The organism is Agrobacterium sp. fls2-241-TYG-188a (genome assembly GCF_030209845.1).
In genome coordinates this window covers 684,221-705,392 of the sequence record NZ_JARVRD010000001.1, presented here as the reverse complement: position 1 = coordinate 705,392, position 21,172 = coordinate 684,221, and the positions used below count along the sequence as shown (strand labels likewise).

At 56.6% G+C, this 21,172-nt stretch carries 18 protein-coding genes; 6 read left to right on the top strand and 12 right to left on the bottom strand.

What is annotated here, in order from left to right; genetic code table 11:
* Positions 1 to 9: 9 nt before the first annotated feature.
* Both QRN85_RS03005 and QRN85_RS03000 read right to left on the bottom strand, forming a co-directional pair.
* On the bottom strand, positions 10 to 1,854 hold the full coding sequence (locus QRN85_RS03005) for an ABC transporter ATP-binding protein (RefSeq protein ID WP_284757177.1): 1,845 nt from the start codon (positions 1,852 to 1,854) through the stop codon (positions 10 to 12).
* A gap of 77 nt (positions 1,855 to 1,931) precedes the next feature.
* The gene (locus tag QRN85_RS03000; protein ID WP_284757176.1) at positions 1,932 to 3,128 is read right to left on the bottom strand and encodes an aminotransferase class V-fold PLP-dependent enzyme; all 1,197 of its coding nucleotides are present in this window, start codon (positions 3,126 to 3,128) and stop codon (positions 1,932 to 1,934) included.
* A 104-nt stretch (positions 3,129 to 3,232) separates the two neighbouring features.
* Here QRN85_RS03000 and QRN85_RS02995 point away from each other — a divergent pair, with 104 nt between their 5' ends.
* Complete coding sequence (locus tag QRN85_RS02995) at positions 3,233 to 4,060, top strand: IclR family transcriptional regulator (protein WP_502870748.1); 828 nt, start codon at positions 3,233 to 3,235, stop codon at positions 4,058 to 4,060.
* 14 nt (positions 4,061 to 4,074) lie between these two features.
* On the opposite strand, the gene QRN85_RS02990 is transcribed toward QRN85_RS02995, so the two are convergent.
* From QRN85_RS02990 to QRN85_RS02950, 9 genes are all read right to left on the bottom strand, one after another.
* On the bottom strand, positions 4,075 to 4,593 hold the full coding sequence (locus QRN85_RS02990) for a RidA family protein (RefSeq protein WP_062587908.1): 519 nt from the start codon (positions 4,591 to 4,593) through the stop codon (positions 4,075 to 4,077).
* A 29-nt stretch (positions 4,594 to 4,622) separates the two neighbouring features.
* Positions 4,623 to 5,828 (bottom strand): amidohydrolase/deacetylase family metallohydrolase, encoded by a 1,206-nt coding sequence (locus QRN85_RS02985; protein WP_284757174.1) that lies wholly within the window; start codon positions 5,826 to 5,828, stop codon positions 4,623 to 4,625.
* Between the two features lies 1 nt (position 5,829).
* Positions 5,830 to 6,708 carry an ABC transporter permease gene (locus QRN85_RS02980; RefSeq protein ID WP_113091764.1) on the bottom strand — a complete coding sequence of 293 codons (879 nt, stop codon included), beginning with the start codon at positions 6,706 to 6,708 and terminating at the stop codon, positions 5,830 to 5,832.
* Positions 6,709 to 6,722: 14 nt separating this feature from the next.
* Positions 6,723 to 7,664, bottom strand: a complete 942-nt coding sequence (locus QRN85_RS02975) for an ABC transporter permease (RefSeq protein ID WP_162734731.1) — start codon at positions 7,662 to 7,664, stop codon at positions 6,723 to 6,725.
* A gap of 84 nt (positions 7,665 to 7,748) precedes the next feature.
* Entirely contained in the window at positions 7,749 to 9,278 is a 1,530-nt protein-coding gene (locus QRN85_RS02970; protein ID WP_284757173.1) for an ABC transporter substrate-binding protein, read from the bottom strand.
* 382 nt (positions 9,279 to 9,660) lie between these two features.
* Positions 9,661 to 10,917 carry an MFS transporter gene (locus QRN85_RS02965; protein WP_284757172.1) on the bottom strand — a complete coding sequence of 419 codons (1,257 nt, stop codon included), beginning with the start codon at positions 10,915 to 10,917 and terminating at the stop codon, positions 9,661 to 9,663.
* Entirely contained in the window at positions 10,917 to 13,301 is a 2,385-nt protein-coding gene (locus tag QRN85_RS02960) for a TonB-dependent siderophore receptor (protein WP_284757171.1), read from the bottom strand. Before QRN85_RS02960 ends, QRN85_RS02965 begins: the two co-directional genes overlap by 1 nt.
* 109 nt (positions 13,302 to 13,410) lie before the next feature.
* Positions 13,411 to 14,358, bottom strand: a complete 948-nt coding sequence (locus QRN85_RS02955) for a FecR family protein (protein ID WP_284757170.1) — start codon at positions 14,356 to 14,358, stop codon at positions 13,411 to 13,413.
* Positions 14,359 to 14,434: 76 nt separating this feature from the next.
* Complete coding sequence (locus tag QRN85_RS02950; protein WP_502870756.1) at positions 14,435 to 14,944, bottom strand: sigma-70 family RNA polymerase sigma factor; 510 nt, start codon at positions 14,942 to 14,944, stop codon at positions 14,435 to 14,437.
* A 425-nt stretch (positions 14,945 to 15,369) separates the two neighbouring features.
* On the opposite strand from QRN85_RS02950, the gene QRN85_RS02945 reads away from it, so the two are divergent.
* The 5 genes from QRN85_RS02945 (at position 15,370) to QRN85_RS02925 (ending at position 19,963) form a co-directional block, all read left to right on the top strand.
* Positions 15,370 to 16,542 carry an ABC transporter substrate-binding protein gene (locus QRN85_RS02945; RefSeq protein ID WP_113091770.1) on the top strand — a complete coding sequence of 391 codons (1,173 nt, stop codon included), beginning with the start codon at positions 15,370 to 15,372 and terminating at the stop codon, positions 16,540 to 16,542.
* A 90-nt stretch (positions 16,543 to 16,632) separates the two neighbouring features.
* Positions 16,633 to 17,496, top strand: coding sequence for a branched-chain amino acid ABC transporter permease (locus tag QRN85_RS02940; RefSeq protein ID WP_113091771.1), 864 nt, complete (start codon positions 16,633 to 16,635; stop codon positions 17,494 to 17,496).
* Position 17,497: 1 nt separating this feature from the next.
* On the top strand, positions 17,498 to 18,505 hold the full coding sequence (locus QRN85_RS02935) for a branched-chain amino acid ABC transporter permease (protein WP_284757168.1): 1,008 nt from the start codon (positions 17,498 to 17,500) through the stop codon (positions 18,503 to 18,505).
* Positions 18,502 to 19,266: an ABC transporter ATP-binding protein gene (locus QRN85_RS02930; protein WP_284757167.1), complete on the top strand. Its 765-nt coding sequence runs from the start codon at positions 18,502 to 18,504 to the stop codon at positions 19,264 to 19,266. The genes QRN85_RS02935 and QRN85_RS02930 overlap by 4 nt, the downstream gene beginning before the upstream one ends.
* Positions 19,247 to 19,963 (top strand): ABC transporter ATP-binding protein, encoded by a 717-nt coding sequence (locus tag QRN85_RS02925; RefSeq protein ID WP_284757166.1) that lies wholly within the window; start codon positions 19,247 to 19,249, stop codon positions 19,961 to 19,963. Before QRN85_RS02930 ends, QRN85_RS02925 begins: the two co-directional genes overlap by 20 nt.
* Before the next feature lie 186 nt (positions 19,964 to 20,149).
* Here the strand turns inward: QRN85_RS02925 and QRN85_RS02920 are convergent, their stop codons facing one another.
* Positions 20,150 to 21,145: a LacI family DNA-binding transcriptional regulator gene (locus QRN85_RS02920; protein WP_284757165.1), complete on the bottom strand. Its 996-nt coding sequence runs from the start codon at positions 21,143 to 21,145 to the stop codon at positions 20,150 to 20,152.
* Positions 21,146 to 21,172: the final 27 nt, after the last annotated feature.

Genomic DNA, 21,172 nt, shown 5'->3' with positions numbered 1-21,172 from the left:
CCAAGGACGTCAGGCTTGTGCCACCAGATGCCCCGGCGATACTTCACGGTATCTCGCCGGGCTCACGACGTAGTCCACCGGGCGTATCGGGCTTTTCAGTTCCTCTGCCACCGAACCGCTTTTGATCCGCCGTCTGTCAGGATCCGGCACCGGCACTGCTGACATCAGCCGCTTGGTGTAGGCATGTTGCGGGTTGCCGAAGACTGCTGCGCGTGGACCGATCTCAACGATTTCCCCCAGATACATGACTGCAACCCGGTGGCTGACGCGTTCGACCACCGCCATGTCATGCGAAATGAACAAAAACGCCAGATCGAGACTCTGCTGCAAATCCAGCATGAGATTGATGACCTGAGCCTTGATTGAGACATCGAGCGCCGAAACGCTTTCGTCGGCGACGATGACTTTTGGCTGAAGCGCCAGCGCGCGGGCGATGCAGACACGCTGACGTTGCCCGCCTGAAAATTCATGAGGATAGCGCTTGGCCATGTCAGGCGTCAGACCGACCTTGACCAACATATCGGCCACCACGTCCCTCGCCTGTTTTTTGTCGCCCATCTTGTGCTCGAGATAGGGCTCTGCGATGGCGGCGCCGACGGTCATGCGTGGATTGAGCGAGGCGAAGGGGTCCTGAAAGATCATCTGCACAGTCTTGCGCATCTCGCGCATTTCCTGTTTGTCGAGCGTAAGAATTTCGCGTCCATCGACCAGCACGGAACCGCTACCCGGCTCTATAAGCCGCATGATGGCACGGCCGGTGGTGGATTTTCCGCAGCCGGATTCCCCGACAAGCGCAAGGGTTTCTCCTGCGCTGAGATCAAACGACACGTTTTCCACCGCGTGAACCCGGCCTGAGAGTTTTCCAAACAGCCCTGAATGGATATCGAAACGCTTGGTCAGGTCTCGCACCTGAAGAACGGGCTGACCTTTCGCCACCGTATCGCTGACCTCCACGGGAATATCGGACTCGCCGGTCGCGACATTGACGACGGGGAAGCGGCGCGGACGATTGAACTCCTGCATCGAACCGAGAACCGGCACGGCCGATAACAGGGCGCGCGTATATGGGTGCTGGCCGCGGTGGAAGATATCGGCGGTGTCGCCAGTTTCCACCTGCTCTCCCTGATACATGACGACCGTGCGATCAGCGATTTCCGCGACAACACCCATGTCATGCGTAATGAAGAGTACGGATGTGCCTTCTTCATCCTGCAATGTCTTGATGAGATCAAGGATCTGCCCCTGGATGGTCACATCGAGCGCAGTCGTCGGCTCATCGGCAATCAACAACTTCGGCCTTGTCGCCAAGGCCATTGCGATCATCACGCGCTGGCGCATACCGCCGGAAAAACGGTGCGGATATTCATCGAAGCGCGAGGCGGCAGAGGGGATACGGACCTTTTCCAGAATGCGGATGGTTTCCGCGCGCGCTTCCTGCTTGCTCATTGGTGCATGGCACAGTAGCGCCTCGGAAATCTGGTCGCCGATGGTATAAAGCGGGTTGAGACTGGTCATCGGCTCCTGAAAGATCATGGCAACATCATTGCCACGCACCTTGCGCATCTCATGTTCAGGCAGTGCCAGCAGGTTGCGACCGCCGAGCATGACCTTGCCTTCGATACGGCTCGTATCCGGCTGAAGAAGACGCATGATCGAGAGCGACGTAACAGACTTGCCTGAACCGCTTTCACCCACGATTGCCACCGTTTCACCCGGAGCAACGGTAAATGAAATGTCGCGAACGACGGGCTTCCAGATGCCATCGACCAGAAACGATGTCCGCAGCTTTTCCACCGACAGAACAGGATTGGCCGATGTTTCAGCGGGGGTCATGGTCTCGGCAAGGTTGGTCATGATCTTTCCTCTTGTTCTTTCTGCCTCAGCACCATCGGGGCGGTCCGCTTTGAGGAGGACCGCCGGGACGGCGTGGCTCAGTCCGGCCAGCGCAACGCGCCGTCGAACCGATGACGGGATAGATCCTCGAACGGAGTGACGATGATCTCGTTGGACGCCCGGGCCTTGTCCAACTCTTCCGCCAACCGCGATGCCACGACCTTTTCCTGGCCCGGGTGTAGGTTGCAGGGGTCGAGATAGAAATAGTGGTGCTCGACTTCGTGATCCCGCACGATGATTGGCTGCTCTCCCTTACGCAGGGCGGCGGCCAGATCCCAGGCGGTGATGTGGGCTTCCTCGGGTGAAATGATGACGCGCATCCGGTCGAGCGGGTTGTTCGTGGGATCTGGCTCGATCAAGGCCGTTACGCCGGGACGATCGGCAAGCGTCTGCTTCCAAAGTGCGAGATAACCAGTCTCTCGTTCGCGGATACCGGCATGATCGCGCTTTTCCCAGGCTTCAAGCGCCGCCATGACGCCATAGATGCTTTCCTTGCCAACCTTCATGCCGCGGCCAATTCCCATATTTTGCAGGAAGGCGTTGCGCACGAGTTCTTTCTTGCCCGCAACGATGCCGGAGGTGGGGCCACCGAGAAACTTGTGGCCGGAATAAAGGACGATATCAGCACCCTGTGCCAGAAACAGTTTCAGATCATATTCGGAAGCCGCGTCCACGATGACGGGAACACCCTTGGCATGAGCGATTTCCACAAATTCCTTGAGGTTCAAGAGACCGTAATCGACAACGTGATGCGAGACGACATACACCGCTGCAGCCGTTTTATCGGTGATCGCATTTTCCATATGGTAACGGTGAGTAGAGGTAGCCTGACCGATCATCACGACCTTCCCGCCAGCAAGCCGGATCGACTGGTCAACCGGCGCGCCGTAGCTGACCACATGCCCCATCTGCAAAAGAACTTCGTTCTTGTCCGTCGATGTCTCAGGAAGACGCTCGATTGCCAGCAGGTCCGGCCCGGTTATGGTCGCCGCCACCGCAAGGCTGATGCCCGAAGAACAGGATGCGGTGACAAAACCGGCTTCCCCACCTGTGAGACGCGCAATGATGGCACTTGCCTTGCGCTGCAGATCGTTGATCTCCACGAACTGCGGCAGGATTGCCGCCATGGCAGCCACGGCTTCCGGAACGACAATGGAGGCGCCAAGGCTCGTCATCGTGCCGGATACATTGATGACCGGGCGCAGACCGAGTTTCGTGCGTATATCGTCAGACATTCTCATTCTCCGTTCGTTGAGCCATGAGGGCTCGAATTTCTGTTGCCCGGCCTTCAACTATGCCATAGTAATGCAATAGGTTCTTTTAGATGCGGGAGTGCGCTGTGGATTTGAAGAGGTCATCGGATGAACTTTCCGACGAGACATCTGCGGTTGAGTCCGAGGGCAAGGCCCGGCGTTCCCGCGTGAGCGGCATCGACAGGGCATTGCAGGTTATTGATTATCTGTACGAAACCGGCGCGCCCGCCGGTGCCTATGCCATTGCGAAAGCCGTCAAGGCGCCGCTGTCCACCGTCTATGTGATCATAGACGACCTCGTGGAGAAGAACCTTCTTGCTCGTAACGCCGACGGCATGATCTGGCTTGGTGCGCGGCTCTATCACTACGGCCTGGCTTATGCCCGGTCTCTGGACTTCATGAGCGTCGCCATGCACGAAATGCACGACCTTTGCCGAGAGGCGGGAGAAACCGTTCAAGTCTGCGGCCGCGATGCCGAACATATGCTTGTTCTGGCGATGGCGGATGGTCCAAGCCATTTTCAGGTTGCCTCGCGCGTCGGCACGCGCGTTCCTCTGAACTGGACGGCTTCGGGACGGCTTCTGGTCGGGCATCTGCCGGAGGCGGAGCGTATCGAACTGTTCAAGCGCGGCGCCCGTATTTCTCCGACTGGACGCGCGAAGATCGATGCCGCCACGCTCTCCGATGCGGCGAAAAGGGCCTTCGAAGACAGGTTGTCCATCCAAGCAGGCGAATCCGACTATTCGGTCGCCTGTATTGCCTCGCCCATCGTCGACGGCAAAGGAGATTGCGTTGCGACGATCTCCATCGTGCTTCCCGAGCAGAAGGTGCTTGCCGACAAGACCGGCTACGCCGATCGGGTCAAGGCATCTGCGGCCCGGATTGAGAAGCTGATGGGTTGGCGCAATCACTGAAAGCTCCTCTTGCCTTAGCCGTGCAATGCTACGATTGCTTCGATCTCGACGGTGATGTTGCCCGGTAGCGAACCGAACCCGACGGCCGAGCGGGCGTGTTGTCCCGCCTCGCCGAACACAGCGTTGAACAGGTCAGAGCATCCATTGATGACTTGCGGATGGTCGAGAAAATCCGGGGCCGCATTGACCATGCCAAGCAGCTTCACCACGCGACGCACGCGGGAAAGGTCACCCAGCGCGTCTTGCATGACAGCCAGCAGATTGATGCCCGTCAGACGCGCATCGGCATATGCCTTCTCGACAGAAACATCCGTTCCGACTTTTCCGGTGTGCAGGAAACCATCGGCTTCGCGAGGCCCCTGACCGGAGAGGTAAAGCATATTGCCTTCAATGACATGCGTCACGAAATTGGCAATCGGCGGTGCGGCGGGCGGCAGCTTGATGCCGAGTGCCGCAAGCCGGTCGTAAGGCGTATCGGCCCTGGCTTCAGGCTTGGTCGGGGACTGGGTCACGCAAACTCCTGTGTCATCCATGCGGATATCTGTTTTCATCTCTGGCGCATTCAACGGTAGGAATAACCGTGGCTATGGCGAACAAGCTTGCGCGCCCGGGGAATGTAACGGCTGGCGGCGACAGCTTCCGCGCCGATCACTGCATAACGCGGCTCAAAGAGTTGCTTAAGTTGCGAAACGTCGCCGTTTGAATCGGTGGCTTCGAGGTCGGAATCGACAACATCGAAAATCGTGAAATCCGCCCGTGCACCCACCGATAACCGGTTGTTCATGTCGAGCTTGATGACTTCGGCAGGCGCGTGCGTAACCGCGTTGACGACCTTATCGAACGGCATTCCCACAGACATGAGCTTCGACATCGTCGTTGCGAGATCCCAGACGGGGAAGTTCATGGAATGACCATGTAGGTCGGTCGAGATGGAATGCGGCAGCAGGCCACGCGCGATTGCCGCTTCCGCGACCTTGAACGAGAAAGACGCACCGCCATGGCCGATATCCAGCCTCACCCCTTCAGACGCGCAGCGTTCTGCCAGATTGAAGAGGTCCTCGTCTTCCATGATCGATGAACCCGCCTTGCCGTTGAAGCAGTGGGTGACCACATCGCCGGGACCGAGAATTTCCAGCACCTCGTCATAGAGCGCCGGTGGCTCTCCGACATGCACCATCATAGGAATCTTCAGGATTTTGGCGATCTTTTTGCCAAGCTTGACGGGGGTAACACCCCAGGAACCGGTAATCACATGGCTGGCGCGCACCTTCAGCCCGACGATGTGCTCGCTGTTTTCCGCGTAGCATTCAAGAATGCGATCAAGATCGATGTCCCTGATATCCCGCAGTTCCGCCACCCGGTTACAGGCCACAAGACCGATGGAGCCCAGGTTGAGGAACGCCTTGATGCGCTCTCTCGACGGCTCGATGATATATTCGCGGAAACCGTGGAAGTTGGCTTCGCCCGCAGATCCTGCATCCACAAGTGTCGTGACGCCGCGTTCTGCGCCGCATTCGGATGGGCGGATGGAAATATCGGTACCGCCATGCCAGATATGAACATGCAGATCGACCCAGCCAGGTGAAATCCAGGCACCCTTGCCATCGATACAGGTGGCATCCGCCGGGGCGTCAATGGATTGGCCGACGGCGGCGATCTTCCCGTCGGCGCCGACCAGAATATCGGTCGTGCCAGTCTGTGTCGTTTCGCCGAAAGCCATTGGCTTGACGTTGGTAAGGAGGAGCGGCTTTGCGTTTTCCCCTGTCATATTACAAATCCCTTCGCAGTCTTGGATCGAGCATGTCCCGCAAGCCATCGCCGACCATTTGCAGCGACAGCACGGAAAGAATGATGGCAAAGCCCGGGAAATAGGTCATCCAGTCGGCCTGTCCGATATATTGGCGGCCGCTGGCGATCATGGTTCCCCAGGTTGGAATTTCAGGGCTGACGCCGAGCCCGAGAAAGGAAAGGCCAGCTTCGGCCAGCATGGCGCTGGCAAATAGGAAGGTCGCCTGCACCAGGATCGGCGAGAGCAGATTTCGCAGCACATGCCGTGTCATGATGTGGAAGGTGGAGATGCCAAGTGCCTGCGCCGCCTCCACGTAAGGTAGCTCGCGGATAACCAAGGTGGAAGCGCGGACGATACGGGCAAGGCGTGGCGAATAGACGATCGACAGCGCAATGATGACGGTCGTGAGCGAGGGGCCGAGTGCTGCCACCAGCGCAATGGCCAGAAGGATGTCCGGAAACGCCATCATTGCATCGATCAGCCGGGCAATTGGCGTATCGAGCTTCTGGAAGAATCCGGCCAGAAGCCCAAGTGTCACGCCGATGGCTGCCGACAGGACGACCACCGACGCGCCGATCAACAGGGAAAGTCTGGCGGAGTAGATGGTGCGTGAAAAGACATCCCGGCCGAACTCATCGGTGCCGAACCAGAACATTTCACCCGGCGGCTTCAATCGGTTGACGATGGACAGCTTGGACGGAGAATAGGGGGCGATCCATGGAGCAAGCGCAGCCAGCAGCACAAACACGACCAAGATGAGCAGCCCGACCGCGACTGTCTTGCGCTTGAGGAACCGCCGAAGAAACTTCGATCCTTCGCTTGCCTCAGGCTTTGCGATATTTGCGGATATATCGACCATCTGTGGCGCTCCTTTTAGTAACGCACACGCGGATCGATCGCCAGGTACAGCATATCGATTGCGAAGTTGATGAGGACATAGAGCGCGGCGATGACCAGCAGCGCACCCTGAATGACCGGGTAATCCCGCCGCAAAACCGCTGAGACGACAAGACTTCCGACGCCGGGCAAGCCGAAGACCGTTTCGGTAACGACAGCTCCTGAAATCAGCACGGCGGCGGTAAGGCCGATGACGGTGAGGATGGGTATCAGCGCATTCTTCAGGGCGTGCTTGAGAATGACGCGTCTTTCCACCAGACCCTTGGCGCGAGCGGTGCGGATATAGTCGTCACCCAAAACGTCCAGCATGGAGGCGCGCGTGAAGCGCAGGATTAGGGCCGAGGACACCATGCCAAGCGCGAAGGCTGGCAACGTCAGATGATACATTCGCTCCAAGAAACTCGAATCCGGCCCACCATAGCCGGAGACGGGAAAGATGTTCAGCCGCACGGCAAAGGTCTGCATGAGGATGAGGCCGAGCCAGAAGCTGGGGATGCTAGCGGCGAGCATTGCCACTGTTGTCGCGGCTTGATCGACGAACGAGCCGCGGCGATAGGCGGCGTAGATACCGATGGGCAACGCAATGACACTGGCGATCAGAAGCGAGAACAGCGTGAGGAAGAATGTTGGCTCGGCGCGGGCCATCAAGGCGGACGTCACCGGCATGTTCAGGAAGATTGATTGGCCGAGATCGCCTTTCAGCATCTGCCCTATATAAATGAAGTATTGCACGAGTAGCGTCTGGTCGAGCCCGAGCCGACTGCGCAGATCCGCGATATCCTGAGCTGAGGCATCCGGCCCCAGCATCACCGCTGCCGGATCTCCAGGTGTAACGCGCACAATGACGAAGACGATGGTCACGACGAGAAACATCACGACGATCATGCCGAAAAGGCGCTGGAGAATATAGCGGATCATATAGTTCTCTCTTCATGCTCCGGATGAAAAACGTTCTCGAGCCCGACACCGCTCACAGGCGGCATCGGGCCGATCGGAGAGGCGTTACTTCTTGATCGAAGCATTCCAGAAATAGGGCCAGGGAGCGGGATCAACGCCCTCGACCTTTTTCGCCTTGGCCGTCAAGCCATTGAAATCACCGATTTTCATGTAGGGAATTTCCGCATACATGGCCTTCTGGACATCTGCCCAGAGCGCCAGGCGTTTCTCCGGATCAGCCTCGGCGGAGAAGGCTTCAACCGTCTGTTTGCGCAATGGCGTATCCCACCAACCCGGAGAGGTCGGAGCGAGAGACCCGATGAGTGCAGGCTCAGGAAGGAACGGGCTGTGGGTGATATAGATGTCCCACAGCGCCTTGTCGGCCCGGCGCTGCGTCAACGTCGCCCAGTCCACGACCTGCATATCCACCTTGAAACCGGCAAGTTTCAGATATTCCGCGGCCACCTGCGCCATCTTGTAATGGAATTCATACTGGCGGCTGGTCAGGATACGGATGGGCTTTTCGCCGTCATAACCTGCAGCTTTTGCCGCTTCTGCCGCGCCTTCAGGGTCCGCAAGGTTGTAGCTACCCTCAACACCGGCATCGGTATTCCATACGAAATTCTTCGGATAGATATCGCCGTCGAGCGCATAGAAATCCGTGCTGCCGAAGGCTGCCGCCATCATGTCTTCCATGCTCAATGCCTGGCGGATGGCCTTACGCATGGCCACATCCTTGGCCAATCCTTCCGCCGTATTGAAAACGAAGACGGGGTAGCCGAACGGCTTGAGCACGACAGGCTCCGTCGCCGTCGATGACTTGATTTTGTCGAAGGACTCAACCGGCAGGCTGTCTATATAGTCATACTGCCCGGAAACGGCGGCCTCGACACGCGTATTGGCATCGGGCACCGGAACGAAGCGAATCTCGTCGAGATACTGGTGACGCGCGCCGCCATAGCCATTGCTCTCGCCGGAGCGCGATGTGTAACCATCAAACCGAACGAGCTGGATGTACTGGTCGGCCTTGCGCTCCTTGAGCATGTAAGGCCCGGTACCGATAAACTCCTTCATCGGCTCGTCCTGCTTTTCCGCAGGCAAAATGATTGCCGCCGAGTTGTTGAAGGCCAGCAGGGAAACGAGCGGCGCATATGGTTGCTTGAGGGAGATGGTGACAGTCGAAGGATCGGTAGCCTCGACCTTGTCGATAAAGGAAGCGGCCTGCTTTCCGCGTGAGGCGACCTTTATCCAACGATTCAATGATGCGACCACATCGTCCGAAGCCATGTCCGAACCATCGTGGAACTTGATACCCGACCGGAGCTTGATCGTGTAGACTTTACCATCTGCGCTGATTTCCGGCAGGCTGTCGGCCAGCAAAGGCGTCGCCTTCCACTCCTTGTCGAACGTGTAAAGCGTCTCGAACATATGCTGCGTCACGATGCCGACGAGATCGGCCGTCGAAGCCATCGGATCAAGCGTTGGCGGCTCGCCAATCGTGGCGACGTTCATCACCCCGCCCTTTTCCTGGGCTGAGAGAAGCGAAGGTGCGGCAACAAGTGCTGTGGCAACAAGAAATGCTAGCTTGAGTCTCATGCGAAGCTCCCGGTTTTTAGATGTTCCATTATTATGTTATATAGGCTTTAATAAAAGAATATCCGAAAGTCCGGGACTGTCAATCACGTTCCCGCAGGCTGTCCACATTTTATGAGAGGACGCTTATTTTAGTAGCGGCGACACGCCGGGCTGAGGCGGCATCGGTTTACGGGCAGACGAGCCCGCTGGAGCGCGGCCATAAACAGGCGGCGCTAGGCGGTTTTTATCGGTGCGGAAAACGATTTCTTGATCCGTCAGCTTCAGATCAGTCAGGCGGGCCGGAAACAGAAGTTGCTCGTCTGAGCGCCGCCCTGACGAAATTTCCCAGCCGTAGACCTAGCTGACTTTGAGGATCGACCCAGTGCAGACAAAAGCGTCAAAACTACTGTGTCTGACTGTATTTCACCGCTTTCGCTAAAGCATCACTTCGCTTCAGAAGTAGCGTTAGAATCGGAGCGACGAGGGCAGAGATGCCTGCGGCAATCAGGAACGATGTCTGGTAACCGAAGCGCTCGGCTATTGTGCCTGCGCCTATTCCGCCCGCCATGCTGACAATGCCGTCCATGCATTGGAATAGTGTAAAGTCCACTCCTGCCTGGCGAGGATCCGACCAGCCCATGAAGCATGCATAAAGGGCGACAAAGCCGATAGACATGACTCCGGAAGAACTGGTGATGGCGAGTGTCATGACAATCCAGTGTGCCGTCTCGCGGTGAAGGGCAAGGAGCGCAAAGGCGCACAGTAAAAGCGACTGCGCAATGATCGATAAGAGAAGTACGCGTCTAGACCCGTAGAGGCGGACCAACATTCCGCCTAAGAGCGCTCCGGCAAACCCGACGATCATACTTCCTGCACCGTTGAGAAGTCCCAGCGATGCGAGACTGAACCCGTAATCGATAAGGAAAGGACCAAGCATTGCCAGCCCCCATTTTTGGGCTGCGACATAGAGAGCCGCGATGACGAGGCCATTTCTGATCTCTTGTCGGTTCAGTGCGCGCCGCATGGAGGGAGTTTGGTTACGCGTCTCTACCCTGGCTATGGCCGATGGCCCGCACATGAAAGGCAACATGAGCAGGACAACGAGGGCCGCCATAACCAGGGTCGCGGTCGTCCAACCGTAAAGGTCGACAAGAACAAGGAACAATCCTGCCCCGATGGCGGAGCCTAGATAGGCACCCCCCACCTGTGCCGCATTTGCCCAACCATGTTGTTCTTTCGACAGCGCCTCAACTGCGTAGCCATCGCACGCAATATCAACAGTTGCAGTCACGACAGCGATAAAGAACAGGATCGCAATGGCGACGATGACTGGCGATGGTCCGGCGAATGCGAGAATGACAAGACCGAATGCGCAGGTTCCCACTCCCGCGCCTACGATGATCCTTGACCTGTTTTTGCCAACGCGGGGAAGTCTGAAACGTTCGATGAATGGCGCCCAAAGAAATTTGAGCGCCCATGGCAGCACGATCAGGTAAAGCAGGCCGATCTTATCAAGCGGAAGTCCTGCCGTTCTTAAAACAGCAGGAAGCCCGAGGAAGGTGAAGCCGCCAATGACGCTTTGCCCGACATAAAGACCACCGACCGCAGCGAAAACGATTGCGGGCGACGGCTGCACGCCTCTTGCATCTGGCGTCGTCATCAGAAGTTGTATTTGACGCTGGCGACGAGTTTTCTACCTTCATCAAAGAGGCAGTAGCCAGTCGTGCAGACTTGATTGACTTCATCGAGCAAGTTGGTGGCATTGACCTGCAGCTTGACGCCTTCCATCGCGTCGTTCAGCTTGCCCAAATCATAGCGCAAGGCCGCGTCTACGAATGTACGCGCGCCATTGTTGATGACCCTCGTATGGGCATCATCACCAAAACTGGACCCGACATAGCGGACACCAGCGCCAACACCCAGCCCTTCCAGTGGTCCACTCTGGACCTCGTAATCTGCCCAGAGCGAGAACATGTGGTACGGTGAAGAGTTGAGCTGATTGCCGACCGTAGCCGGAGTCTGCTTGGTTATTTCAACGTCGTTGTAGGAGTAGCCGCCGGTAAAACTCAAACCATTGTCGAGTGACGCCGTGACTTCAAATTCAATCCCGCGGGAGTGAAGGTCGAGTTGACGCAGTGACATGGTGTTGGTGTCATAGAGAGATGCGTCCTTCTGCCTGATATCGAAATAGGCGGCGGAAAGAAGAATGTTCTGATCTGGTATCTCATACTTGACGCCGATCTCGTACTGTTTGCCACGAGTTGGGTTTGCCTGACTTTGCGTACCCGCCAGGATCACCCCCGTATTGGCGAAGTAGGACGTACCATAACTGATGTAGGGCATGACATTCCAGGACGTCACATATCCAATCGAGGCCCGTCCGGTTGTTACGCTGTCATTTCTGGAACCGCCGGTGCCAGCGCTGGTATAGTCGCTGTCGTGCCAATCATGCCGCAGGCCAAGTCCGATCCGCCATGCATCAAGTTCAATCTGGTCCTGAACATAAAGACCAATCGAACTCTGCTTTTGCGTTTCGACATAATTGATAGCGGGAACGTAGGTGGAGGTGGGAGTAAAGCGGTTCGGTCCGTCTCCCTGGCGCGACGTATACTCCATGAAGCTGTAATCAATGCCGCCGATCAATTTGTGTTGGGCGGCCCCAGTTTGAAACTCAGCTTCGAGATAAGTGTCCGTCGCCAAGCCCTTATTGTCTTCGTAGACAATGCCGGGATAACTGCTGTCCACCCACTCTTGCCTGGTCGAAAGATCGGAATAGCGCAGCTTGTGGTGTAGCGTCAGTGTGTCGTTTATTTCGTGTTCGAGCTCGTAGCCTATGCGCCACTGCTTCTGGTCGAAGTCATTGAAACGAGCATCTCCACTGTAAACAGGCGTTGCGCCAGTCGACACATAGTTGCTGTTATAAGTGTTGACGTAACCCCACGTTCCGCCTGTGGTTGAGTCCATGTACTCGCCGAGCACCGTGAACTTCGTACCTTCATCCGGTTTCCACGTCACAGCAGGAGCGATCATGACGCGATCGTCCTTGATGGCTTTCACCTCATTACGCGCATCGCGGGCAACGCCTGTCAGACGATAAAGGACAGATCCATCATCCGTCACTGGACCGGAGAGATCGAAGGCACCCTGGACACGTCCGTAGGAACCGTACTGGAGTTCAACCTCCCGCACACGCTCTTCCGTCGGCCGCTTAGAAACGATGTCGACAATCCCGCCGGAACTGCTTGCACCATAGATCGACGCTGCGGGGCCGCGCAGAACCGTTGCCGCTTCCATGCCGTAGGGCTCAAGCCTGAACAGACCGTTGGGGCTGCTGATCTGACGAAGACCATCTCGGAATACACCTGTATATGTCAGGTCTATTCCGCGTAGCTTGAACGTGTCAAAGCGTGGCTCAGTACCGTAGGCACCGCTACGTGCGCCTGGGGTGTAATCGATTGCTTCCTTGAGGTTCTGTGGTTGCCTGTCATCCAGTTGTTTTCGGCTGACAACCGATACCGATTGTGCAGTTTCGGCTACATTCATATTCGTTTTCGTCGCACTCCGACCGGATTTCGCCACGTATCCTTTCGACTCGACGATACCCGCTACACCCTCATTGCCGGAGCCCTGGACAACGACTGTCTCAAGGACCGTAGAGCCACCATTTCCGTTGGCTTCCTGCTGCGTGGTAGCAGGATCGAAAATACGGACCGTATTGGACTCCGTGATGGTGAAACTCAGACCGGAGCCAGCGAGCAGCTGCGTTACTGCCGCTGAAACGCTGAGCGGTCCCCGAACGCCGGCGGTCGTCTTTCCTTTGGTAATTGCCGAAGGATAGAGCATGCGCAGATTGGCTTGGCGTCCCAGCGTCAGAATAGCATTTTCGAGGGGACCGGCAGGAACGGATAACGTCGCGACAGCAGGGGCAGCCGCTGCGGTCTGAGCACGCGCAATCGTGGGTCCTGCGGCAGTTGCTATCGACAGTCCAATCATAGTGGTTGTCGCCAGCCCCATTCTCATGTGCACGTATTTTGACGAAATCATTCAGTACCCCTTCACGCCTGGTCATTGACGCACCGCGCAAACGCGCGTTGCTTCCTGCAGACCTAGAGTAAAAAGGACCCAGACATCCTGACGTGCTTTTTCAAAAAAATTATCGTGAGCGGACGACCACAACCATGCTGGTCAGCTTCGTCACTGTGACCGGGAGATTGGTTTCGAGAATTCGAAGCGCCTGATCGGTGTCGCGAAGATCGAAAATGCCTGAAACACTTAAACGAGCGGCGGTTTCATCGAGAATGATAATTCGGCCGTGACGATATTGCGCCAATATATTGAGCGCTTGTCGAAGCGACTGACCAGAAAAAACGAGTTTTCCTTCGCGCCAGGCTGTATTGGTGGCCACATCCTGCCGGGAGACGATGGCCGCTCCATGAGCGTCCAGTGTAACCACGTCTCCGGCACCGAGTCTTGTAATGCCTGAACTCGTTTCGACCTGGACCTCGCCTTCTTCAACTTGAACCTCTTGTGGCAGCGTTCCATTGCGGGAGCGCACTGCATATTGAGTTCCAATTGCCTTGGCTGTCAGACCGTTATTATCAACAATGAAGGGGCGTTGCGGATTTTTCGCCACATCGAAAAACGCTTCACCGCGCAGCAGAACGACACGCCGTTCTTGCTCGGCATATCGTGTTTCCACAGCTGTATCGGAGTTCAGACTGACCTGAGTTCCGTCCTCCAGAGTCAACACACGTGTTTCTCCGACCGCTGTATAATAATCGGCATGAAGGCGGTCGATCAAACCCGTTCGCTGAGACAGGAAAACGGACAATCCACCCAGACACAGAATGCAGATTATTGCCAGTGCTGTGCGTTTGGACCCTGATCGCCGATGACGAGGCGCCAGAGGGACATTACGCAAGTCGCCCCAAAGTGCAGCCATTTCCTGATAGGCGTCGTTGTGCGCTGGATTTGCCGCCAGCCAGTCCTCGAATGCCTGTCGGTCGGATGCCGATGCGTCAGCCGATTGCATGCGCGCCACCCACAGCGCCGCCTGTTCGGCCAGACCATCATCTGTCGCCTCGCTTTGTTGGTCACGCATGGGTGTTTGCCATTCTCAATTGATTCCAGTCAGCATATCTATATGTCGAGCAAAGAACATGCGAGCGCGTGTAGCTCTATCGGCTGTTCAATTTCGCTCTGGCATCACGGCAATGAAGCAACGCTTTGATGATATGCTTCTCCACCATGTTTCGAGATATGCCGAGCCGCACTGCGATCTCGCCATTGGGAAAGCCATGAATACGACTGAGGATGAAGACTTCCTGGCACCGCTTCGGCAGAGCACTGATTTCCTGTGCCATCACGGCCAGATGCTGTCGCCCCGTGACGATTTGTTCCTGATTAGGACTGTCACAGGCAACCTCAAGCCCGGCTTCCAGCGAAACCAGTAGGGGCCGTTCGCGCACCTGTTTGATGATCGTGAGCCGCGCGACCGATTTTGCGATCTGAAACAGGTAGGCCTTCGGATTTTCAATCGATGTTGTCTGGGACACCTGTAAAACGCGCAACGCAGTTTCCTGCATCGCGTCTGCGGCATCTTCACGATTTCTAAGGCGACTTCGGAAGAACCGTAACAGGCGGTCACTCTCCTGCGTTCTTAAAAGGTGCAATAATGCCGTACTCATAAACGAACAACATCCAACAGCTTCTTCATAAACCGCCCCAGCTTTCCTGCGATGGTCGATAACCAATTTAATATGACTTTATAACTCATGTTAACGGAACGCAATGCGTGAACACCAGATCAAAACAACGCCAGTCTGGACTGAGGGTCGTTATTCTGGGATGCTGTGGCGAAAATGCACGTGCGCAAATCGCTCTCGATCTTCCAAATGGTTTGAACTTATTAAACCGCCTCGGCTCTGCCAGAGCCCCATCTCATGAGGGTAGCGGAAGGAGGTGAAGCGAGCACCCGTAAACATAACCAATAAGTTATATATTCGCGCGTTTATTTCATTTTAAGAATGACACCCCCGGTGACAAACTCGCCATATTAGCATTACGTGCTACTGACCGGCGAGGGAGTGCGCCGACAAAGGGAGAGAAAAACATGAAGAAGCTGCTTTTGGCCGCTGCCGCCGCGCTCGTTTTTGGCACGGTTGCTCAGGCCGATACGATAAAGGTTGGTGTCGTCGGGCCATTCTCCGGTCCTTTTGCTCTGCAGGGCAAGAATTTCAAGGCGGGTATCGACGCCTACATGACGACCAATGGCAACAAGGTTGGCAGCGACACGATCGAGATCATCTATCGCGACTTGCCGGCCGCCGACCCGGCGCAATCCAAGGCGCTAGCGCAAGAACTGGTCGTCAAGGAGAAGGTCCAGTATCTCGCGGGCTTCTATTTCACGCCCGACGCCATGGCCGTAACCCCTATCCTGAAACAGGCCAACACGCCGCTCATCGTCATGAATGCGGCGACATCCGCCATCGTTACCAAGAGCCCGCTAGTGGTTCGCACCTCGTTTACCACATGGCAGACGTCAACGCCCATCGCAAAGGTGGCCTATGACCGGGGGGTAAAGAAAGTCATTTCCGTCGTCAGCGACTACGGCCCGGGAGTCGATGCTGAAAATGCCTTTAAGGCGGGCTTCGAAAAAGCCGGCGGCGAAGTTGTCGAAGCGATCCGTATGCCGCTTTCGACGAATGATTTCAGCCCGATCATGCAACGGATCAAGGACTCCGGCGCTCAGGGCGTCTTTGCTTTTCTTCCATCGGGCCCAACCACACTTGGTTTTGTGAAAGCCTACAATGAAAACGGCCTGAAGAACGCAGGTATTCAGGTCTTCGCACCTGGCGACCTGACACAGGAATCCGACCTTCCAGCCCTTGGCGATGCCGCACTGGGAATGCTGACCAGCTTCCATTACGCGGTTTCGCACGAATCGGCTGAAAACAAGGCCTTTGTCGAGGCTGCGAGCAAAGCAATCGGCAACCCAGCCGAACTGACCTTTCCGGCAGTGGGCGCCTATGATGGGATGCATGTCATCTACAAGATGATCGAAGCCACGGGCGGCAAGCAGGATGCCGAGAAGGCAGTCGAAGCCGTGAAGGGTCTGTCTTGGACAAGCCCACGCGGACCCGTTTCCATCGATCCGGAAAGCCGTCACATCACGCAGAACATCTATCTGCGCGAGGTTGCCAAGGATCCAGCTGGCAAGTTCTACAACAAGGAAATTCAGACCTTCGAGAAGCAGGGCGATCCGGGTCTCGCAGCAGCAAAATAAAGCAGCATTTTGCTCGTCTCAACCGCCTGAAGCACGGCAGTATTCAGGCGGTTTCTCCATCTAGAATTCCTTAAAGCATTGGTTCAACTCATGCAGACTGTCTTCAGCATCGCGGTCGATGCCCTCGCCTACGGCATGGTGCTGTTCGTCATTTCGATCGGGCTTTCGGTAACCATGGGCCTGATGCGCGTGGTGAACCTGGCACATGGCGCATTTGCGATGATTGGTGGCTACATCGCCTCTTACGCCACGCGTGACCTGGGGCTTGGCTACGGCGTTGGCGTGTTGGCCGCTGTCGTGGGCACCATCATCATCGCGGTGCCGATAGAGCGATTTCTCTATCGCCGCATCTACGGAGCGCCCGAGCTGACGCATGTGCTGATGACGATTGGCATCACTTTCTGTGTCATCGGCATTGCCAACTACGTCATGGGTCCCACTCTCAAGACCATCCCCCTGCCTGCAGAATTGCAAGGCTCTGCCGACCTTGTATTTCGGACTATTCCCATGCATCGGCTATTTGCGATCGCCTCGGGCATCGTGGTGGCGGTATGCCTGTGGTTCACCATCGAGAGAACTGGCTTTGGCGTAAAACTGCGTGCCTCTGTCGATAACGCCGCTATGGCAGCCGCCTTGGGCGTGCGGACTGAAATCATCTATGCACTCAGCTTCGCAGTCGCCGTTGGTCTCGCCGCATTTGGCGGGGTCGTCGGCGCTGAATTGCTGCCCGTAGAGCCATATTACGCGCTTCGCTATATGGTCACTTTTCTCGTCGTCGTTTCAGTCGGCGGCGCAGGCTCCATTCCCGGCGCACTGATTGCCTGTCTGGTGCTGGGTGGCATCGATACGACGGGACGCTATCTCATGCCCGAGTTTGGAGAATTTTTCTTCTACCTCGCCGTCATCGCGCTCATCTGCGTATTCCCGCGCGGTTTTGCTGGAAGGAAGAATTAGCATGAGCACAAGTCAATCAGTACAGCACCACGCGCCGTTGGCCGCGCCTCACCGCTCCGTCAGCAAGGATTTCGCCGGGGTTGCTGTCATTATCGCGATTGCCATTCTCGGATACTTCGTCTTTCCAGACAATCTCGCCTTGCTCACCCGCATCATCGGCATTGCCCTGCTGGTCCTGTCACTCGATCTGGTGACCGGTTACTGCGGTGTGGCGACGCTGGGGCACGCGGCGCTGTTCGGCTCAGGCGCTTACGCTGCCGGTATCGTATCTGCTCATTACGGTGTAACCGACCCATTGCTGATGGCGCTGGTAGGAATAATTGGAGGTGCCGTTGCCGGACTGGTGTGCGGCATTGTCATCCTGCGGGCGCACGGCCTGCCGCAACTGGTGCTGTCCATTGCTCTCATCCATCTCTTTCATGAATTTGCCAACAAGGCTTCATCCTGGACAGGAGGCAGCGACGGCCTGAGCGGCATTTCGGCAGACCCCGTGTTCGGCTATTTCGAGTTCGATCTCTACGGCCAGACGGCTTATGTTTTCGGAGTCTGTCTCTTGGTGCTCATCTTTATTCTGTTGCGCTTTCTGGTGCGCTCTCCATTCGGGATGCTCTGCCGTGGGATCAAGGAAGACCCCATTCGCATCAAGGCCATGGGTGCCTCGCCGAAAGCGGCCTTGATAAAGATGTATGTCATTTCAGGCGCCGTGGCGGGAGTGGGCGGAGCACTCAACGCAATCTCTACGCAGGTCGTCGGCCTGGACAGCCTCTCATTTACACTGTCTGCCGAAAGCCTCGTCATGTTGGTACTTGGTGGCACCGGGTCATTGTTCGGCGCCCTCGCAGGCACCGTCATCTTCATGCTGTTTGAAGATTATGTTTCTGCCGCCAACCCGTTTCACTGGCTGACGATGGTAGGCGTTCTGCTCATCGCAGTCGTGCTGTTTGCCCCCAAAGGCCTTTACGGTACCTCGGCCAATTTCTTCAAACAGCGCAGGGAGATACCGCGATGAGCCCGGCCTTCGAAGTCGTCAATCTCAAGAAATCCTTTGGCGGCCTTGCCGTCACCAATGACGTCTCGATCAGCATGGACCCCGGCGATCGCGTTGCTCTGATTGGCCCGAATGGCGCTGGCAAGACGACCTTCGTCAACCTTGTGACTGGCAATCTTTCGCCTGATTCCGGCGATGTTCGCATCGGTGGCGAAACGGTTACGCGCATTGACGCAGCCGGACGGGTCAAGCGCGGTCTTGTACGGTCGTTTCAGGTAACCCGCCTGTTTCAGGAGATGACACCGGCTGAGCATGTCGGCCTCGCCATCCTGCAACGACAAGGCAGGTCGGGAAGGATGTTCGGCAATTTCCTGACGATGCCAGACATCATGACCGAGGTCGAGCAGATGCTGACCACGCTTGGATTGGAAGAACTGATGCATCGCCGCGTGAGCGAGATTGCCTACGGGCAGCAAAGGCTTCTGGAAATCGCTGTTGCAATGGCACTCAAACCAAAGGTGCTGCTTCTCGATGAGCCTGCGGCAGGCGTTCCGCAAAGTGACACCGGCCGGATTGAAAAGGCGCTCGCCGACCTCCCGTCAGATCTCGCAGTGCTGATGATCGAGCACGACATGGATCTCGTCTTCCGCTTTGCAAAGCGGGTTATCGTGCTGGCGGCAGGCACCATCATCTTCGATGGCCTGCCTGTCGATGTTACCAAGGATGCGCGCGTGCGCGAAGCCTATCTGGGGAGCTACGCCAATGCCAGCCATGCCGCTTGAGGTGCAGAACCTGTCTGCCGGTTATGGCCCAACGCAGGTTCTCGACAAGGTTTCATTTTCAGTCGCAACTGGCGGCCGTCTGGCCGTACTTGGACGTAACGGTATGGGCAAGACGACTTTGCTTGCCACCCTGGCAGGGCAGACCCGGCATTACGATGGAAGCATCCGCATCGGCACCAACGATGTGACCGGCCTGGCGAGTGCGGCAAGGGCACATTCCGGACTGGGCTATGTTCCCCAGGCGCGGTGTATCTTTCAGACACTGACTGTGGAGGAGAACCTGTTGGTTGGACTGAAAAACCGGCCCAGGACCGCCATTGAAGAGGCCTTTCAGATGTTTCCGAGACTGAAGGAACGCCGCCGCAACTTCGGAAATCAACTGTCTGGCGGCGAGCAGCAAATGCTCTCAACTGCGCGAAGCATTCTGGGCCGCCCGGCCATTCTTCTGCTCGACGAACCGCTTGAGGGGCTTGCTCCCGTCATCTGCGAGGAGCTTATGATTGCCTTTACGGAATTGGCAAAGACAGGTGACATGACAATTCTTCTCGTTGAGCAGCGTATTCAAAGCGCACTCGACTTCGCCGATCAAGTCATAATCCTCGAGCGCGGCCGCGTTGCCTGGAGCGGCACGCCAAAAGCCCTATCGAGCGACCATGAGGTTGTCGACCGTCTGCTTGGCGTTGGCGGACTGCACTAGCTGAGTGGGTCATAACAGCGCTGCCAAACACGGGTTGTGGCTAAGAAATTGTCGTCACCATAAGGCGCTTTGAGGTTCCGATCTCATGGCGGCAATCACCGTCGAGGCAAAGTCCGGCGCCAGAGTGTCTTGATGCAAACGTTTCAGCGCCCACGCAACGCGGCCGTTTTGGAAAGCTGGCCGCGCTCAGGATAAAAACGCCGTTGATTCTCTTGTTATGATGCTGGGAGGAAGCAGAATGGGGCCGTCGATTGATCGCTGCTCCAGCACTGCGCGCACGGCGATTTCCGCGATTTGCTGAACAGGCTGGCGGATTGTTGTCAAGCGAGGCAAAACAAGGGACGCGAGTGGTATATCATCAAAACCAACAATGGAGAGGTCTTCCGGCACACGGATACCCATGTCGCGTGAACATCTGAGCAACCCGATTGCCTGTTGGTCGTTGGCGGTCGCGATTGCTGTCGGTCTCATCTCTTCCGGAACGGAGAGCAGACGCCTACCCATCTCTTCGCCGGATTTATAATCAAAATGGCCTTCTACCGACGTAAACTGAATCTCTCCGCCAAGCCGGGTTTGCGCCGAAACAATTTCATCGCAGAAACCTTGAAGTCGCTGAAGCGAAACCTCTGTGGTGCTTGGGCCAGCGATGTAGCCGATGCGTCGGTGGCCGAGTTCCAGCAGGTGTTCGGCAGCCAGGCGTCCTCCCTCAACATTGTCCACCGATACGAGGGAATAGCCTGCAAGCGGGCGGTCGACTGTGACGCAGGCCACACCTTTCGATAGTCGCTCACCTGCAAAACTGTTGCTGACGGGAGCAATTACAATTCCCGCTGGGACGCGCCCAAGCAGGCTCTGAACCTGGGTCTTTTCAGCTTCCGGGTCATCATGGGTATTGGCAAGCAACACAGAATAGCCTGCCGCTGATGCTAGGACTTCGAGATGTTTTGCGAGATCAGCAAAGAATGGATTGGTGATATCGGGAATCACCAGTGCGATGATATCGGATTTGTTCAGCCGCAGGCTGCGCCCAAGACTGCTGGGACTGTAACCAAGTCGCGCGATCGACTCTTCAACGCGCTGCCTGATGCCTTCGTTGACGGTGGCGTTCTTTGATAGGACACGCGACACCGTGCCAATCGATACACCCGCATCACGTGCCACGTCTTTAACAGTCGGCTTCAAGCTTCACTCCTATGTACCGACAGACCG

What these genes read in the sequence shown, in the direction of transcription:
- QRN85_RS03005 (WP_284757177.1), bottom strand. Translation starts at nt 1,854, where the DNA reads ATGACCAACCTTGCCGAGACCATGACCCCCGCTGAAACATCGGCCAAT.
- QRN85_RS03000 (WP_284757176.1), bottom strand. Translation starts at nt 3,128, where the DNA reads ATGTCTGACGATATACGCACGAAACTCGGTCTGCGCCCGGTCATCAAT.
- QRN85_RS02990 (WP_062587908.1), bottom strand. Translation starts at nt 4,593, where the DNA reads ATGGATGACACAGGAGTTTGCGTGACCCAGTCCCCGACCAAGCCTGAA.
- QRN85_RS02985 (WP_284757174.1), bottom strand. Translation starts at nt 5,828, where the DNA reads ATGACAGGGGAAAACGCAAAGCCGCTCCTCCTTACCAACGTCAAGCCA.
- QRN85_RS02980 (WP_113091764.1), bottom strand. Translation starts at nt 6,708, where the DNA reads ATGGTCGATATATCCGCAAATATCGCAAAGCCTGAGGCAAGCGAAGGA.
- QRN85_RS02975 (WP_162734731.1), bottom strand. Translation starts at nt 7,664, where the DNA reads ATGATCCGCTATATTCTCCAGCGCCTTTTCGGCATGATCGTCGTGATG.
- QRN85_RS02970 (WP_284757173.1), bottom strand. Translation starts at nt 9,278, where the DNA reads ATGAGACTCAAGCTAGCATTTCTTGTTGCCACAGCACTTGTTGCCGCA.
- QRN85_RS02965 (WP_284757172.1), bottom strand. Translation starts at nt 10,917, where the DNA reads ATGACGACGCCAGATGCAAGAGGCGTGCAGCCGTCGCCCGCAATCGTT.
- QRN85_RS02960 (WP_284757171.1), bottom strand. Translation starts at nt 13,301, where the DNA reads ATGATTTCGTCAAAATACGTGCACATGAGAATGGGGCTGGCGACAACC.
- QRN85_RS02955 (WP_284757170.1), bottom strand. Translation starts at nt 14,358, where the DNA reads ATGCGTGACCAACAAAGCGAGGCGACAGATGATGGTCTGGCCGAACAG.
- QRN85_RS02950 (WP_502870756.1), bottom strand. Translation starts at nt 14,944, where the DNA reads ATGAGTACGGCATTATTGCACCTTTTAAGAACGCAGGAGAGTGACCGC.
- QRN85_RS02945 (WP_113091770.1), top strand. Translation starts at nt 15,370, where the DNA reads ATGAAGAAGCTGCTTTTGGCCGCTGCCGCCGCGCTCGTTTTTGGCACG.
- QRN85_RS02940 (WP_113091771.1), top strand. Translation starts at nt 16,633, where the DNA reads ATGCAGACTGTCTTCAGCATCGCGGTCGATGCCCTCGCCTACGGCATG.
- QRN85_RS02935 (WP_284757168.1), top strand. Translation starts at nt 17,498, where the DNA reads ATGAGCACAAGTCAATCAGTACAGCACCACGCGCCGTTGGCCGCGCCT.
- QRN85_RS02930 (WP_284757167.1), top strand. Translation starts at nt 18,502, where the DNA reads ATGAGCCCGGCCTTCGAAGTCGTCAATCTCAAGAAATCCTTTGGCGGC.
- QRN85_RS02925 (WP_284757166.1), top strand. Translation starts at nt 19,247, where the DNA reads ATGCCAGCCATGCCGCTTGAGGTGCAGAACCTGTCTGCCGGTTATGGC.